This window comes from Priestia sp. YIM B13551 (assembly GCF_042787905.1).
GTDB lineage: Bacteria > Bacillota > Bacilli > Bacillales > Bacillaceae_H > Priestia.
In genome coordinates this window covers 517,961-533,494 of sequence record NZ_JBHZOX010000002.1, presented here as the reverse complement: position 1 = coordinate 533,494, position 15,534 = coordinate 517,961, and the positions used below count along the sequence as shown (strand labels likewise).

Here is a 15,534-nt window from a genome sequence, read left to right as displayed (position 1 = left end):
CAGCAGACTACATAGAAGTACATGATTTTATACACTGGATTAATGCTATAAATCTACTAAAAAATTATGTACATACAAACGCTTAAAAAGTTTCTACAGACCTTTAGACCACTAATGTTTATATAAATCCCCTCCTTTAGAAAAATGAAGCGATCTAAAAAGAGGGGATTGATGCTTTTGTCTAAAAGCTAGTGTTAGTTATTTGTTGGAGAAGGAAATCTCGCTGCTTCAAAATGTGAGCCATCTTCGGATGTGACGATTGTACCAGCTATGCTGCTTTGAACAAAAACTTCAAGGCGATCTCCAGCTTCTAAATTGTAAATAGTGGACACGGATACCGCATTAACAAACGGTGTGTTACCGCCAAAGAAATCGTTATCGATAGCGATAGCTGAGGTCCCATTTACCCGTATTTCTATACGAGTTCTATAATCTAGCATCTGGTCGTTAGGAGAGAATCCAATTGTAGCAATGATGGAATATACGCCATCTTTTTTGGGGCGGAAGGTAGAAGTAATCGGGTTATATTCATTTGCTAAATCAAATTGTTCAGTTGGGAAAACTGCTTTTACAAACGTATTTGCAGAAACATTTTGAGGCATCGTTAAATTGAGCGCTCTAAATGCTGACTCCCGCATGCTTCCTTTTTTGTCTTTATCTTCTTTATATCTAGAAGCCCAATCATGTGATTCTTCATAGAAATCTTCATCGCGTCCATAAGTCCAAACTTGTGATTCTTCAGAGCTACCTTCTTCACGTCCATAAGCCCAGCCGCGTGCTTCCTCAGGGGCATCTTCTTGAAACTGCTCTTTCTTATTGTTAAGGGAAGCTTTCTTCTTGTAAGGATAAGATTTTTCTACATAATATTTATCATCTTTATCATTGTAATGGAAATAATACTTTTTTATAATAATCACCCTTTCTTTGCAGTATTCTATACGGTATTCACTCATAGAGGAAATGTTTGGATACTTGTCCGACAACTTTAGAGCTGTTTTTTAAAATGAATACTATTAACCAATTTCAGTAAATTGATGTGCGTGATCGAAAAACACCTCTTTCGAATAAAAGTCGAAGAGGTGTTTTAGGATTCGAATAGTATTTGATTCGACAGTCTACCCATAACCTGTATGTAAATGTCACTCTATCAGTCAACTGGGTGTACTTTTATAGCGCTGGGTCCTTTAGCTCCTTCTTGAATTTCAAACTCTACTTTTTGACCTTCTGACAGGTTTTTATATTCCTCATGGTCGATCGCATTGGAGTGAACGAACACTTCTTTTGATCCGTCTTCGGGTGTGATAAATCCAGATCCTTTTGATTCGTTGAATGATTTAACGGTCCCTTTATGTTTGCTCATTGAAAAATCCTCCTTATAAGTATAGAAATAAATTCATAGTAGTTTTTTACCCAAACGCTGAAATTTCAATCATTTTATGGCAGGTATACCGATTAGAAGAGTAGGGATAAAAGTAAATAGGGAGGGCTTAACAATTTTTTCATTTCGGTTATATTTTTATATTGTATGTGATATAACTATTGTTATAAAATGTAATCGTTAATTCTGCTACCTAAAGGAGATAAAGAAAAAAATGAGGGATGAGTTGTTATATATAGGGAAGAAAATTATCGATAATAAACAGGAATTAGCGATACAATTTTCTGATCTGATGGACTCTGAATATAAGCGGAAGCTTGTTTACCACGAAGAAAGCGAAGTTTTAAAATGGAGAGCAGAACTCATTGAGTATTTAGGCGAGTCGTTATTCGAAGAGCGCTCGGTCGTTTTAAAGAAAATCGTTCAGTGGGGTACAGATATAGGAAAAGTGGCTGTGGAAAACGGACTTTCTTTGAGTCAAACGTTAAAATCACTCGCGCTGTTTCGAACAGTGATATGGGGCGTTTTTACAGAAGAACTGCAGCAGAAGCAGTTTGCTCCTATTACGATGCTTGATGTAAGTAAAAAAATTGATCCGATGCTTAATCAGCTTAATCATATATTTGTCGAAATCTATGAAGAACATAATACGGAAACCATAAAACGCGCTTATGCAGCGCTAGAAGAATTATCAGTTCCCATCGTTCCTCTTTCTGAAGGAATCGCTGTGATGCCAATCGTTGGACAAATTGATACGCATCGTTCGCAGCTTATTATGGAAACGGCTTTAGAAAAAAGCGCTCAGCTGCAGCTGAGTTATTTAATATTTGATATTTCAGGGGTTCTTATCGTCGATACGATGGTAGCGGACAATATTTTTCAAATTGTAAAAGCCTTACAGCTTATCGGCACTAAAACGATGATTACCGGAATACGTCCGGAAATCGCGCAAACCGTTGTGGATTTAGGCGTCGATTTTGGAACAATTAAAACAAGAGCGACGTTAGAAAAAGGTCTTGAAGAAATAGGCTTTAGTAAACTGCCAGAAAACCCGCAAAGAAAAAAAGACAAATGGCGTTATTAATAAATTAAAAAACCCAGAGGCTGGGACAAAAATATTTTAGTTGAAGTTAAATCCGAACTATTAATCTGATTGATGGTTCGGGTTTTTTTGTTGTTATGGTGAACGTAGGTTTCATGTATGTGGCTGCTTCTAGCTGGTGATTGAAGGGCTTATATTGCAAAAAAATTAAGAGGAACTCACAGCGTGACATGTTACATTCTTTGTAAAAATGGGTACTGGTAAAAAGAAGCATTTCAAGTGCTTTTCAATTACATTAGACGTCTAAAATTAATTAATTTTCAATTTCGAATAACATAAATTATTTAAATACTTAGACAAACAAATGAGGAAAATATATACTTATTAGTGTTGTCACGAAAAGATAAAGGGGAGAAACAAGGATGGATATCAAACGTCAAAACGTTGATTTTGGTAACTCAATTTTTCAAACGCTAGTGGATGGTTATTACTATGAAATTCCTACAAACGTAGTAGAAATCACAAAAGATCAGGCAGAGGGTCATTTTCCTTCAAGTGTAAATGAACCGGAATTACTTCTTCAAAATTTACTGATTTCTACAACAATTGAAGGAGTAGAAAAGTATTATTTAGTAGGAGACGCAGCAGAGAAACACGTGCTAGGCAATATCCATATTAATAAGTTACATAATAAAACTGAATCTGATATTCCTTATGTGACGTTTTTAGCTTCAGTTGCTTATTACAACATACTTAAAGGAAAAGACAAAGAGGATAATCATGTGACGATTAATTATTTCTCGACTATGCTTCCGATTTGGCTGCTTAAGAAAACAAATAAATTCAGTGAAATGCAGCAGAAGATGGCCGAACGTTTTCAAGGAGAGCACACGGTTACGGTATTGACTCCTGGATTAGAAAAAACGGTCACTGTGAACATTGAAACGAGCAAATGCCGTATTGAAAGCGAAGTTGCTCGCTGGGCGATCAAAAAAGATTTTGAATTACAAGATAGAGAAGAAGCAAATGCATTCAAACATTTTGAAACACTAATTGTAGATTTGGGCGGAGGCACGGTTGACCTTGCGCTGCTTCCTGCAGGGCTTCAAGCTCCTAAAAGCAGAAATTCGCTGAAGTGTCTTACGGATATTTCATATTTGAAGCATATTGAAAAGCTAAGAAATGAAAAACTGCTTGAGTATTTTGACGATGTTCGTTCATTAGAAGAATTTATTATTGCCAATATCCATAAAGCAAAAATGGAGCAAAGAGACGGCAATAGCGGGAAAAAAGTAGATCTCACGGAGCCTATTCACGCTTCGCTTAGAGAATACACGCAAATTTTATTAACGAAAGTTGAAAATCTATTTCCATCGCCAAAAGATAAAGTCTATAAATATATTTATATTGGAGGACTGGCTCCTATCCTTCAACAGTTTATTGCAGAGCAGATTGATAACATGTACGGGGAAGAAATCAGAGAAGAAAATCATCTTTTCTTGCCGGAGACGCGCAAATTAAATTTATACGGTCTTGAAATTTTAAGCAGACATGAAACAAACGCAGTTCATGTTTAAAAAGGGGGGAGCATATATGAGTCATCAAAACACTCGCCTTAAGGAAGCACTAGATGATTGGTACGGTCAGCTAAGCTCCCAAATGGCTGCACCATTTTATTTACTATCAAATGCGTTTCTGACAGCTGGCAATCTATCAGCAGATATGATGGGAGCAAGGGAAAAGACCGTAAGTAATGGAGATGAACGTGCAAATTTCACAATCGAAACTGCTGACATTCCGTTAGAAGTGTCTTCATTTCTGAAAGAAAAACAGCAGGCAAACGAGCTGCAGGACTATGTAGTAAGACTCATACAGCAAGACTTGCAAAAAATGAGCAAAGAAAATGAAGTGGAGACGTTAGTTCATTCACTTCGAAAAGAGCTGTTGGGCGAAATTGACTTACTAAAAAAAGAAATGAATTCACGTCTTGCTGCAAATCGTGAGAAGTATGAGGCCTCGCAGGCAAAGGAACTTCAGGATTATGTAGCGAAGCTTGTGGAACAAAACGGGCAGAAAGACAGCCGGGAAGAAGATTTTCAATCGTTAGTTCATTCATTAAGAGCCGAGCTGTTAGGCGAAATTCATTTGCTCAAAAAAGAGCTGGGCTCTGCGTCAGCTCCTTCTTATAAGCAGCTGAAACCCGTTAAAAATGAGGAAGAAGAAACATTTAAAGAAGGTCAATTAATTAAAAGTGAAAAAGTGACCGGAACCATTCAAGAAGATATCGATGTAGATTTCTAAACAGAAAGTAGAGGCGTAATATGCCTCTACTTTTATTATTTTTCTATTAAAAATGAGGCCGGGACAAAAGTATTTTAGGTGAAGGAAGGTCCGAACGATGAATCTAGATTCTTGATGGGAAAACCAATGGACCAATGTAAAAGCTTTAGCTTATGAATTATAAAACTCTTTTGTTTCTTTTTAGCTTTTTTCGAAAGTATAAGCAAAGATCAAATGTAACGATGGTACAAATACTGCACTTTATCATAAACCAAAATAATGATTCGTTTATGCCAAATCCGCCAATCGAAGCTTTTAGTTCATTTAGCTGCCTGAGAATTAAATTTGTGTCGTTTTCATAGGCCACAGTAAAAGATTTAATTACAAGCATGGTCATAATGACTGCTTCTACAGATATATATAGAACTTTTCTTGCTAGTTTAAGAGAAGGATTTACGTTTGATTTGGGAATTTTATAAAATATTTTCATCGCCTGTTTGCCTTTCAGTTATTTTGAGCTGTTTAAAAAGATTAGTTTATTCTATAATTCTTTCCTTGGCTATAAAATCCTGTATGTATAGCAAGTTTAAAAAAAGCCCGCTAGAAAAGGTCATACACCGATTTTCTAGCGAGCTTCTTTAGTCAACATCCGTCTATTCACTTAGTATTGATCCTGAAAAAGCTTTCCAATCCTGCATAACGCTCTGCTTATCTTTAATGTTCTTCAGCCAGGGCGTTTGCTTTTGTCACATGAACTGTGCCAAACGGATGGTTTGGAGGAGCGTATATGGAGTAAAGCTTTAGCGGAGTGGTACCCGTATTGGTGACATCATGCCACGTTCCGGCAGGGATAAATATCGCATCATCATCGTAGACTTTTCGTTTAAAGGTTAGATTGTTTTTACTTTTGCCCATTTGAACAACGCCTTGCCCTTGTTCAATGCGCAGGAATTGATCAACGTTAGGGTGGATTTCTAAGCCGATATCTTCACCGGGTTTAAGACTCATTAACGTCACTTGTAAATGTGTTCCCGTCCATAAAGCAGTGCGGTACGTATTATTTTGCTTTGACGCTTCATTAATGTTAATAACAAATGGCCTTGGTCCGTAGTCCTTTAATTTACCGTTTCTTTGCTGAAACTGTTCGCTGGTGTGATAGTGATTCGGCACATAATAACTATATGGCTGCCAGCCGTAGTACACTGGGGTCTGCCACTGATGATAATAAGGTGTATAGTGCATACTCATTCTCCTTTTCTCGTTTAATTTTTCTTTTCATCCTATGCTTTTGTCAAAACGGTTGATACCATTTGCCTTTTTGTCCGCGGTCTTTATCCACTTCTTTTTTGCTGAAATCATGTGATTAATGATTTATCGGAGCCTTTCGACTGTTTTGCGGTAGTTAAAAAATACTTTCATCACTTTAATACGATAATTCATTAAAAAAATATATCGTATGAAAACGTTTTATTTGATATAATTTTAGGAGATGAAAATTATTTTAAAGGGTGACGTTCATTGAAAGAAAAAAAACTTCAAGAATTAACTGAACATCTTAATAATTTATTCAACAATTTAATTCATGGATCTATCACAGAAGGTGAATTTAATGAGCTGTCCGAAGAGCTTTACAGAAAGCAAACGAGGCTGCGCTATGAGATAGAGTGTGAGAAAGGTTCGTATTATAGAGAATATTTTAGAGGCTAAGGCTTTGTATTAGACTGCTTTATAAGAAATAAGAAAAGGCCTCCTAAATGGAGGCCTTTTCTTAACTTCTAACAGAAAGTGGAGTGATACTTTCTATTTCAATAAGTATATTAGTATATTGGCTTTATAAAAAATAAAACTGTTGAAGCTATAAAGCTCGCTATTCACCCCCAAAAACCTGTATGATAGGTTTAAGATTACCGCATATGAGATATATGTATAGTAAAAAGGGGTGATGAGCTGTGAAGTGGTATAAAGGAGTTGTCATGCAAGTCTTAATGACAGAAATCGAAACAGAAAGAGAGCATATGGTTATGTTAGGACTTACAGAAGGTTTTACAAGCCGTAATACAGTTCGAATCAGTCAAACCCTTGATTATTTATTAAATGAACTAAGGAAAGTGATGGCCGCAGATTAATCGTATTTTATATAAAAATGAAAAGAGCTGCTGACTTCACGGCAGCTCTTTATAAGTTGCCTTAACGTTTACTTTAATGTTTATGATACTATTTATACAGTTACCTTATAGCAAAGAAAATAGCGGAATCTATTATATATATCGTATAGTAGAAATCTAAAAGATGAGTTGAAAGCACCCGTGAAAAGGGAAGCTTAGATACATAAAGCAAACGCCGTACTAAGAATGGCGATGGAGGGTATAGTGAAATGGAATATCATATTAAAGAGGCCGCTGCAAAGGTAGGGCTGCCTACGCATACGCTTCGATACTACGAACAGCAGGGGCTTTTACCTTTTATAAAAAGAGATGAAAACGGAAATCGTATTTTTAGCGAGTCCGATATCGAGTGGCTAGAATTTATTATTTGCTTACGAAAAACGGATATTGCTCTTTTAGAATTACGTAAAATTGTTGAATTAACACAAGAAGGCGATGATACAATCGGTTTGCGCAAGCAGATATTTGAAAAGCATAGAGAGAAAATGATGGAAAAACAAAGAGAGCTGGACGCAGCTTTTAGAAAAGTTGAAACGAAAATTGATTATTATGATAAATTAGAGCAAAAGTATCAGGAAGAGCTTTCATTTAAAGCCTAATTTATCGTTTGTTTTTCTTATTTTATAAAGAATAAAAAGCGGGCAGCTAATTCAATTAGCTGCCCGCTTTTCTTCTAAACTTACAGTGTAGAGATATCAATAACAAATCGATAGCGAACATCGCTGCGAAGAACGCGTTCGTACGCTTCATCTACTTGATTCGCATCGATAACTTCAATCATAGGGGCAACGCCGTGTTCAGCCGCAAAATCAAGCATTTCTTGTGTTTCACGAATGCCGCCTACAAGTGAACCAGCAATGCTGCGACGTCCCATGATAAGTGAGAATACGCTGTATTGATCTGGGTTAGCCGGTGCGCCAACATTAACAAGCGTTCCATCTACGCGAAGTAAAGATAAGTATTGATCCACGTTCAGGTTAGCCGATACCGTGTTTAAGATAAGGTCAAAGCGACCTGCTAATTCAGTGAATGTCGTCTCATCACTTGTCGCAAAATAATGGTCTGCGCCAAAGCTTAGAGCTTCTTCTTTTTTATTGTTAGAACGGCTCAGTACGGTTACTTCAGCACCCATTGCATGTGCAAATTGAATCGCTACATGTCCAAGACCGCCCATTCCCACGATCGCAACTTTCTTGCCAGGACCGGCATTCCAGTGCTTTAACGGAGAAAATGTTGTAATCCCTGCACATAGAAGCGGACTTGCTGCATCCATACTTAAATTATCAGGAATACGAACAACGAATCCTTCTTTTACGACGATTTTTTGGCTGTAGCCCCCGTATGTACGGTTTCCGTCATAATCCAATGAATTATACGTTTGAACAACGCCTTTTGTACAGTATTGCTCATCACCGTTCACACAGTACTCGCACTCTCCGCAAGAGTCAACGAAACATCCAACGCCAACGCGATCGCCAACCTTGTATTTTGTTACGTTTTCTCCAACCGCTTCAACTACTCCTGCGATTTCATGACCAGGAACCATCGGGAACATTCCGCCGCCCCACTCATCAAATGCACTATGAATATCAGAGTGACAGATACCGCTAAACTTAATATCAATTAAAACGTCGTCTGCTCGCAGTTCTCTGCGTTCAATTGTCGTGTTCTCGAATTTTGCCTTTGCATGCGGCGCACTTAGAACACGTGATGTTGTTGTATGTTGATGATTATTACACATAAGTAAAAACACAATCCTTTCGTATTAAACATAACCAGTTGCTAGCACAATGGCATTCACTGACTACGCTTGATGTATTTAAAAGCTACAACACTAGCTTAAACGTTAAAGTCGACTTTAAAGCAAGAGTTTTTTTAAAAAATTTTGCTTTCTATGATTTTATGAAAAAAGGAGAGTAAGGAATAGTGTAGCAGCTTTTTATCTATGTTTAGTTAAAAGAAATTCTTCAAGGGTGCGAACGGCGGCGTGTTCATCGATTCCACCTGTCAGTAAGGTAATTTCATCTCCTTCTTTAACAGCTAGCTCCATAACCTTCATTATGCATTTGGCATTCGCAGATTTTCCGTCTTTCGCAAGAAGAATGTTACTTTTAAAAAAGAAAGCTTTATGTACAAATAAAGCTGTATGTCTAGCCTGAAGTCCGCCGGGGAGTTGCACCATAATCCTTTTAATCAGCATAGTATTTCTCCTTTTTTGTTTTTTAAAGCTATAAAACTAGCTTAAACGTTAAAGTCTACTTTAAGGCAAGAGGTAATTTGGATAAAAAGAGGAAAGGGAAGAAAAGGTAAGCCTAATGTTAATGCACATAGTGATCCTGCTGTTAGTATGAGGGAATGCGAGCGAAGCGCACTGCCGCTTTTAAAGGAAAGTTCTCATAAATCCTTTTGTTGGATAAGCAAAAAACGTAAGAAGAAACCCTAAAAAAGAAAGAAAAATGATGAAATACTAAGCAAATGAGAAGATTTGCTTCTTTTAACAGGTATGTGTACGTTTTCATGTGGAATGTTTCCGTTTCCACTGACTTTGTCAAACAGCAGACAATTGTTGATAATAGAGCTATATAAGAGGCAAAGGGGACGATGAAATGAAAAAATCTATTTCAAAAATAGAACAGTTCATAACTGAATTTAAAACGTCAATGACAAGCTACGGAGAAGCTATTATAAAAGTAAAAGGAAACTGATTATAAAAAGGATGCAGGTCATTTTTTATAAATCTATTCCATAAATTCATACTAAATAATCATACTATTAAAATAAGAAATATAACTTTGCTCATAAAAGCTTTATCTATTGTTGAAATAACAGTAGATAAAGCTTTTTTTTGTGGTTATATAAGTGAATACGATATCTTTTATAAGTAGCATTTTTAGAAGGAATAAGCTTTTAGGCAGATGCAGTGTATAAAAAATTCTGAAATTTTATTATTGACTGAAAGCGTTTTTAATATTAGTATTAATTCAAACTTAACCAATATTTAACCAACACATAACAAAAGAGTTTTTTTATCTACAAATGAAATCGATTTCATTTGTAGAGTTATAGGATTGGTAAGTTTTTCACTATCTATTGCTAGTGAGGCAGCATTACACAATAAGGGGAAAAGAGGAATCAAAATGGGAAACGAAAATATTCTGTGGGGAATTGCTCCAATCGGCTGGAGAAATGATGATATTCCTGAAATTGGTGCAGAAAACACATTGCAGCATCTGTTAAGCGATATCGTCGTAGCGGGCTTTCAAGGAACAGAAGTGGGAGGTTTTTTTCCTGAACCAAGCATATTAAACAAAGAGCTTGAGCTTCGAAATTTAAGAATTGCGGGTCAATGGTTTAGCAGTTTTATCATTCGTGATGGGATAGAGGAGACGTTAAGTTTATTTCACAAACATTGTCAGTATCTACAGGAAGTGCATGCTGACGTGGCGGTCGTATCTGAGCAAACTTACAGTGTTCAAGGGATTGAAAGGAATGTTTTTGCTGAAAAACCTTATTTCAGTGATCAAGAATGGGAAGCTTTATGTGCAGGATTAAATGAGCTGGGAAAAATCGCAGCAGAATACGGTTTACGTCTTGTCTATCATCACCATATGGGAACAGGTGTACAGACATTAGCTGAAATTGATCGGTTAATGGAAGGAACGGACGCAAATCATGTTCATCTTTTATATGATACGGGACATATTTATGTTTCTGACGGAGACTATATGGAGCTATTACATAAACATATAGATCGTATTAAACACGTTCATTTTAAAGATGCAAGAAGAAACGTACTGGAGCAGTGCAAGCGAGAAGGAAAGTCATTTTTGCAGTCGTTTCTAGCCGGTATGTTTACCGTGCCGGGTGATGGATGTGTAGATTTTACAAACGTGTATAAAGCGTTAGTTGACTATAATTACAAAGGATGGATTGTGGTTGAAGCGGAACAGGACCCTTCCATTGCGCATCCATTGGAATATGCTTTAATGGCCCGAAAGTACATTAACGAAAAGTTAGTTATTCATTCTTAAAATAAGACGGGGGAATTAGCATGGGTAAACAGGGAAATCAACATTCATTTTTACGTACGATCATTTTAGTTTCTACGTTTGGTGGACTGCTTTTTGGATATGACACGGGAGTTATTAACGGGGCACTGCCTTATATGTCTGAATCTGATCAATTGAATCTCAACTCTTTTACTCAAGGTCTTGTAACGAGCGCTCTGTTATTTGGTGCTGCATTTGGTGCAGTGATAGGCGGCAGGCTAGCAGATTATAACGGGCGGCGTAAAACGATTCTGTATCTCGCCATTCTATTTTTTGTTTCCACAATTGGATGTACAATTTCGCCAAACGCAGCCGTTATGATTCTTTGCCGTTTCCTATTAGGACTTGCTGTAGGGGGCGCATCTGTTACCGTACCGACATATTTAGCTGAAATGTCACCAGCTGAAAGCAGAGGGAAAATGGTAACTCAAAATGAACTTATGATTGTTACTGGTCAACTTCTTGCCTTTACGTTTAACGCAATTATCGGAAATATGCTAGGAGAAAACCCTCACGTTTGGCGATATATGCTGCCAATCGCTGCCATTCCAGCTGTCTTTTTATTCTTTGGCATGCTTAGAGTACCAGAAAGTCCGCGCTGGCTTGTGTCAAAAGGGAAAAATAACGAAGCGCTAACAGTTCTTCAAAAGATACGAGAAAGTAAGAGAGCCAAATCAGAGCTGCAGGAGATTGAGAGCGCTTACGAGCAAGAAGCAAAAATGGAAAAAGCAACGTTTAAAGACTTAACAACTCCGTGGGTTCGAAGAGTCGTTTTCCTTGGTATTGGAATTGCTGTCGTACAGCAAATTACCGGCGTAAATTCCATCATGTATTACGGCACTGAAATTTTAAAAGACGCAGGTTTTCAAACAGAAGCTGCTCTTATTGGAAATATCGGAAATGGAGTCATATCTGTTTTAGCCACATTTGTAGGGATTTGGCTGCTAGGTAAAGTTGGACGCAGACCAATGCTTATAACGGGATTGGTGGGAACGACTACTGCCCTGCTGCTGATTGGTATATTTTCTCTTGTATTTGAAGGATCTGCGGCACTTCCATATATCGTATTAGCACTAACGATTACGTTCCTCGCGTTTCAGCAGGGAGCTATATCCCCGGTAACGTGGCTAATGCTTTCGGAAATTTTCCCTTTACGATTAAGAGGCTTAGGGATGGGTGTTACCGTATTTTGTCTGTGGGGAATTAACTTCCTTGTAGGATTAACGTTTCCTGTTTTACTGGCAAGCATTGGCTTATCCACTACGTTTTTTGTTTTTGTTGTACTCGGAATCGGAGCGATTTTATTTGTTAAAAAGTTTTTACCAGAAACGAAAGGGCTTACACTTGAAGAACTGGAGCAAAGGTTCCGCAGCTATGATAATGAAGACGCTGACGTCATGAATGACAATAAAATTATTTAAGTAAAGAATGGAGAGAATGATTATGAAACTATGTTTTAACGAAGCAACAACATTAGAAAATTCAAATCTTGTAAAGGACCTTGAGTATTGCAACAAGCACGGATATGATTATATCGAAATTCGTACAATGGATAAGCTGCCTGAGTATTTAGAAAGCCACTCAATGGATGATTTAGCACAGTTTTTTAATGAAAATCATATTAAACCGCTAGCGCTGAATGCTTTAGTCTTCTTTAATAACCGCAGTGAAAAAGAGTACAAGGAAGTGATAGAAGAGTTTAAAAGTATGCTAGAAACCGCTCAAAAGATAGGTGCTCCCTATATTGTAGCCGTTCCTTTAGTAACGGAACAAAAAATAGTAAAAGCAGAGATTAAGAATAGCTGCGTACAAGTGCTGAATGAATTATCGGAATTGGCTGAACCTTACGGAGTTAAAATCGCCGTTGAGTTTGTAGGACACCCTCAGTGCACGGTTAATACATTTGATCAAGCTTATGATATTGTTCAAGCTGTAAACCGCGATAACGTAGGCTTAGTACTTGACTGCTTCCACTTCCATGCAATGGGATCAAAACTAGAAGACTTAAAACAAGCGGATATTTCTAAAATATTTATCGTTCATATTGATGACACGGAAGATTTTCCTATTGGCTTCTTAACAGATGAAGACCGAGTATGGCCAGGTCTAGGAGCAATTGATTTAGCTGCTATTTTCTCAGCATTAAAGGAAAAAGGCTATAATGATGCGGTATCTGTAGAGCTATTTCGACCTGAATATTATCAATTAAGCGCAGAAGAAGCAATTAAGACGGCTAAAGAGACAACCATTAAGGCTATCTCGGAATACTACAGCTTTCAAACAACAAAATCATATTCATGATAAGGAGTGTCAGTCGGTGACGTTAGTATCTTCAAAACTAGTATCAATGAAAGATATGCTTCATGCCGCTAAAAAAGGAAACTATGCGGTTGGTCAGTATAATATTAACAGCCTGCAGTGGGCACAGGCCATTTTACAAGCTGCCGAAGAGGAAAAAGCGCCTGTCATTGCAGCCGTTTCAGACAGGCTTGTGGACTATTTAGGCGGATTTAAAACGATTGTAGGCATGATTGAAGGCTTGTTAGACGAAATGAACATTACAGTTCCTGTCGCGCTTCACTTAGATCACGGTATGAGTGTAGAAAGATGTAAAAAAGCTATCGACGCTGGGTTTAGCTCGGTCATGTTTGACGGTTCTCACTATCCAATTGATGAAAATATTGCCATGACTAAGCAAGTAGTAGACTATGCTGCTGCTCAGTATGTCTCCGTTGAAGCCGAAGTCGGAACAGTCGGAGGCATGGAAGACGGGCTTGTTGGCAACATCGTGTACGCTGACCCTGCCGAATGTCTGCGTCTTGTAAAAGAAACAGGAGTCGATGCTTTGGCGGCTGCTTTAGGTTCAGTTCACGGACAGTACCAAGGCGAACCGCAGCTAGGCTTTGATGAAATGAAAGAAATAGCTGACTTAACAGATGTACCGCTGGTTTTACACGGCGGTTCGGGTATACCAAACTATCAAATTCAAAAAGCAATAGCTCTTGGACATGCGAAAATCAATGTGAACACAGAGTGCCTTCAGGCCTGGACGCGCGCTGTCCGTCAAACATTGGAAAGCGACAGTGCAGTGTATGATCCGCGAACCATTCTTACACCGGGAAAAGAAGCGGTTATGGCGACTGTAAAAGAGAAAATGAGAGAGTTTCATACAAGTCATAAGGCTTAATAAAAAAGAGGCTGGGACAAAAGCATTATAGTTGAAGCAAGATCCGAACGATGAATGGAGATTCTTGATGGAGAATCAAACTCGTTCGGATTTTTTCATGGTGATGATGAGCGTAGGTTTCAGGTATGTAGTTGCTTCTAGCTGTTGATTGGAGGGGAAGACGAAGACTCCTGCGGGAAAAGCGGAAGAGGTGAGAGCCCGCAGGAAGCGAAGCCTTGCACGAAAATCACCAGCGGTGCAACAAACGATTTATACTAGCTTATGCATCTAACTTGTTTGTCTTTAGCTGGAATTGATGTAGTTATGTCTCAATCTCTCTTTGTTTTAGCAGGTACTCTTCTAGAAAATGCCTTTTGTAAAGGTTATAATAGTAAGTAACAAAAAAGCGAAAAGAAAGATAAACGGGAGAGGTAGAAATGTTAAAAACGAAGCGAATTCAACAAATTCAAGAGTATGTTTTTGAACATGAATCTGTCTCATTAGATGATTTGGTTTCGGTGTTTGAAGTCTCCAAAAACACGATTCGACGCGACGTTCAAAATTTAGTGGATGAAGGGCATATTAAAAAAGTATATGGCGGAGTAGCCGTTAATCATGTGAAGCTTGAATCATTTAATGAAAGACAAACAAGAAATCAGTTTCAAAAGCGTTTAATTGCCAAAACGGCAGCTCAGTACGTAGAAGACGGAGACGTCATCTTTATTGATTCAGGAACCACCACGTTAGAAATGATTGAATTTCTAAAAGACAAATCAATAACGATTGTTACCAATAGTTTAGATGTTATAGTAAAAGCCTTGCCTTTTGATGCGTTAAAAGTAATTTCTACGGGCGGCTATCTTGAGCGTGAAACTCAATCATTTTCAAGCTTTAACCATGCCAATCCTGTAAAGAACTACAACTTTGATAAAGTATTTATGGCTTCTACGGGTATTTCCATATCAAATGGGGTTACCAATTCATCGCCCGTTGAAAGTGAAATCAAAGAAACGGTCATAAAAAGAAGTACAAAAGTGTTTTTATTAGCAGATCATACAAAATTTGATAAGTATGCAATGATTACGTATTGTCAGCTGCATGAAGTGGATTATTTAATTACAGATAAAGTGGACGTCAGCTATCAGCACTATGCAAAAGAAAATGAGATTACACTTATCCTTGCGGAAGAATAAGTGTTTTTGAGTTATTATACATATGCTTAGATCTAGAGCCAGTAGGCATACATAGAAGTATGCCTTTTCTTTTTTCTTCACATCGTGCTCCTCTATAAAGCGGTTACAGTGAATAAAAAGATAAACTAACAAAATTTTTAAAAAAGTGTTTACAAAGTAAACTGAATATTATAAACTAGGTTCATAGATAAGAAAGCGCTTTTAAAATTAGATGAAATCGATTTCATTGAACGAAGCTAAATGTATAATAAGATTGGTTTT

15 protein-coding genes and 1 pseudogene are annotated in these 15,534 nt (G+C 37.5%); 11 read left to right on the top strand and 5 right to left on the bottom strand.

Going from position 1 to position 15,534, the window contains the following annotated elements; all coding sequences use genetic code 11:
- Positions 1-194: 194 nt before the first annotated feature.
- Positions 195-635: pseudogene (locus ACFX4N_RS12040) on the bottom strand (hypothetical protein); the annotation flags it as partial.
- A 512-nt stretch (positions 636-1,147) separates the two neighbouring features.
- A complete protein-coding gene (locus tag ACFX4N_RS12035; protein ID WP_013058184.1) occupies positions 1,148-1,360 on the bottom strand; it encodes a cold-shock protein in 213 nt (70 codons plus the stop codon).
- Between the two features lie 232 nt (positions 1,361-1,592).
- Between ACFX4N_RS12035 and ACFX4N_RS12030 the strand changes: the two genes are divergently transcribed.
- The 3 genes from ACFX4N_RS12030 (at position 1,593) to ACFX4N_RS12020 (ending at position 4,721) form a co-directional block, all read left to right on the top strand.
- Complete coding sequence (locus ACFX4N_RS12030; RefSeq protein ID WP_274589112.1) at positions 1,593-2,462, top strand: STAS domain-containing protein; 870 nt, start codon at positions 1,593-1,595, stop codon at positions 2,460-2,462.
- A gap of 380 nt (positions 2,463-2,842) precedes the next feature.
- Complete coding sequence (locus ACFX4N_RS12025) at positions 2,843-3,997, top strand: ParM/StbA family protein (protein WP_013058182.1); 1,155 nt, start codon at positions 2,843-2,845, stop codon at positions 3,995-3,997.
- A 16-nt stretch (positions 3,998-4,013) separates the two neighbouring features.
- On the top strand, positions 4,014-4,721 hold the full coding sequence (locus ACFX4N_RS12020) for a hypothetical protein (RefSeq protein WP_029323260.1): 708 nt from the start codon (positions 4,014-4,016) through the stop codon (positions 4,719-4,721).
- A gap of 693 nt (positions 4,722-5,414) precedes the next feature.
- On the opposite strand, the gene ACFX4N_RS12015 is transcribed toward ACFX4N_RS12020, so the two are convergent.
- Positions 5,415-5,942 carry a cupin domain-containing protein gene (locus ACFX4N_RS12015; RefSeq protein ID WP_016764982.1) on the bottom strand — a complete coding sequence of 176 codons (528 nt, stop codon included), beginning with the start codon at positions 5,940-5,942 and terminating at the stop codon, positions 5,415-5,417.
- Positions 5,943-6,218: 276 nt separating this feature from the next.
- Here ACFX4N_RS12015 and ACFX4N_RS12010 point away from each other — a divergent pair, with 276 nt between their 5' ends.
- From ACFX4N_RS12010 to ACFX4N_RS12000, 3 genes are all read left to right on the top strand, one after another.
- The gene (locus tag ACFX4N_RS12010; protein WP_013058178.1) at positions 6,219-6,407 is read left to right on the top strand and encodes a hypothetical protein; all 189 of its coding nucleotides are present in this window, start codon (positions 6,219-6,221) and stop codon (positions 6,405-6,407) included.
- 242 nt (positions 6,408-6,649) lie between these two features.
- Complete coding sequence (locus ACFX4N_RS12005; RefSeq protein ID WP_231101766.1) at positions 6,650-6,826, top strand: aspartyl-phosphate phosphatase Spo0E family protein; 177 nt, start codon at positions 6,650-6,652, stop codon at positions 6,824-6,826.
- Positions 6,827-7,074: 248 nt separating this feature from the next.
- Positions 7,075-7,464, top strand: coding sequence for a MerR family transcriptional regulator (locus ACFX4N_RS12000; protein ID WP_013058176.1), 390 nt, complete (start codon positions 7,075-7,077; stop codon positions 7,462-7,464).
- Between the two features lie 80 nt (positions 7,465-7,544).
- On the opposite strand, the gene ACFX4N_RS11995 is transcribed toward ACFX4N_RS12000, so the two are convergent.
- A complete protein-coding gene (locus tag ACFX4N_RS11995; protein ID WP_013058175.1) occupies positions 7,545-8,606 on the bottom strand; it encodes an NAD(P)-dependent alcohol dehydrogenase in 1,062 nt (353 codons plus the stop codon).
- A 198-nt stretch (positions 8,607-8,804) separates the two neighbouring features.
- Positions 8,805-9,065 carry an HPr family phosphocarrier protein gene (locus ACFX4N_RS11990; RefSeq protein ID WP_098449098.1) on the bottom strand — a complete coding sequence of 87 codons (261 nt, stop codon included), beginning with the start codon at positions 9,063-9,065 and terminating at the stop codon, positions 8,805-8,807.
- Positions 9,066-10,002: 937 nt separating this feature from the next.
- On the opposite strand from ACFX4N_RS11990, the gene iolE reads away from it, so the two are divergent.
- The 5 genes from iolE to ACFX4N_RS11965 all read left to right on the top strand — a co-directional run bounded on the left by iolE (position 10,003) and on the right by ACFX4N_RS11965 (position 15,273).
- Positions 10,003-10,896: a myo-inosose-2 dehydratase gene (gene iolE / locus ACFX4N_RS11985; protein ID WP_013058173.1), complete on the top strand. Its 894-nt coding sequence runs from the start codon at positions 10,003-10,005 to the stop codon at positions 10,894-10,896.
- A gap of 20 nt (positions 10,897-10,916) precedes the next feature.
- The gene (locus ACFX4N_RS11980; RefSeq protein WP_057273667.1) at positions 10,917-12,335 is read left to right on the top strand and encodes a sugar porter family MFS transporter; all 1,419 of its coding nucleotides are present in this window, start codon (positions 10,917-10,919) and stop codon (positions 12,333-12,335) included.
- 22 nt (positions 12,336-12,357) lie between these two features.
- Positions 12,358-13,215, top strand: a complete 858-nt coding sequence (iolI, locus tag ACFX4N_RS11975; RefSeq protein ID WP_377261470.1) for a 2-keto-myo-inositol isomerase — start codon at positions 12,358-12,360, stop codon at positions 13,213-13,215.
- Between the two features lie 46 nt (positions 13,216-13,261).
- Positions 13,262-14,101 carry a class II fructose-1,6-bisphosphate aldolase gene (gene fba, locus ACFX4N_RS11970; RefSeq protein ID WP_041816712.1) on the top strand — a complete coding sequence of 280 codons (840 nt, stop codon included), beginning with the start codon at positions 13,262-13,264 and terminating at the stop codon, positions 14,099-14,101.
- Positions 14,102-14,517: 416 nt separating this feature from the next.
- The gene (locus ACFX4N_RS11965; protein ID WP_192100218.1) at positions 14,518-15,273 is read left to right on the top strand and encodes a DeoR/GlpR family DNA-binding transcription regulator; all 756 of its coding nucleotides are present in this window, start codon (positions 14,518-14,520) and stop codon (positions 15,271-15,273) included.
- Positions 15,274-15,534 lie beyond the last annotated feature (261 nt).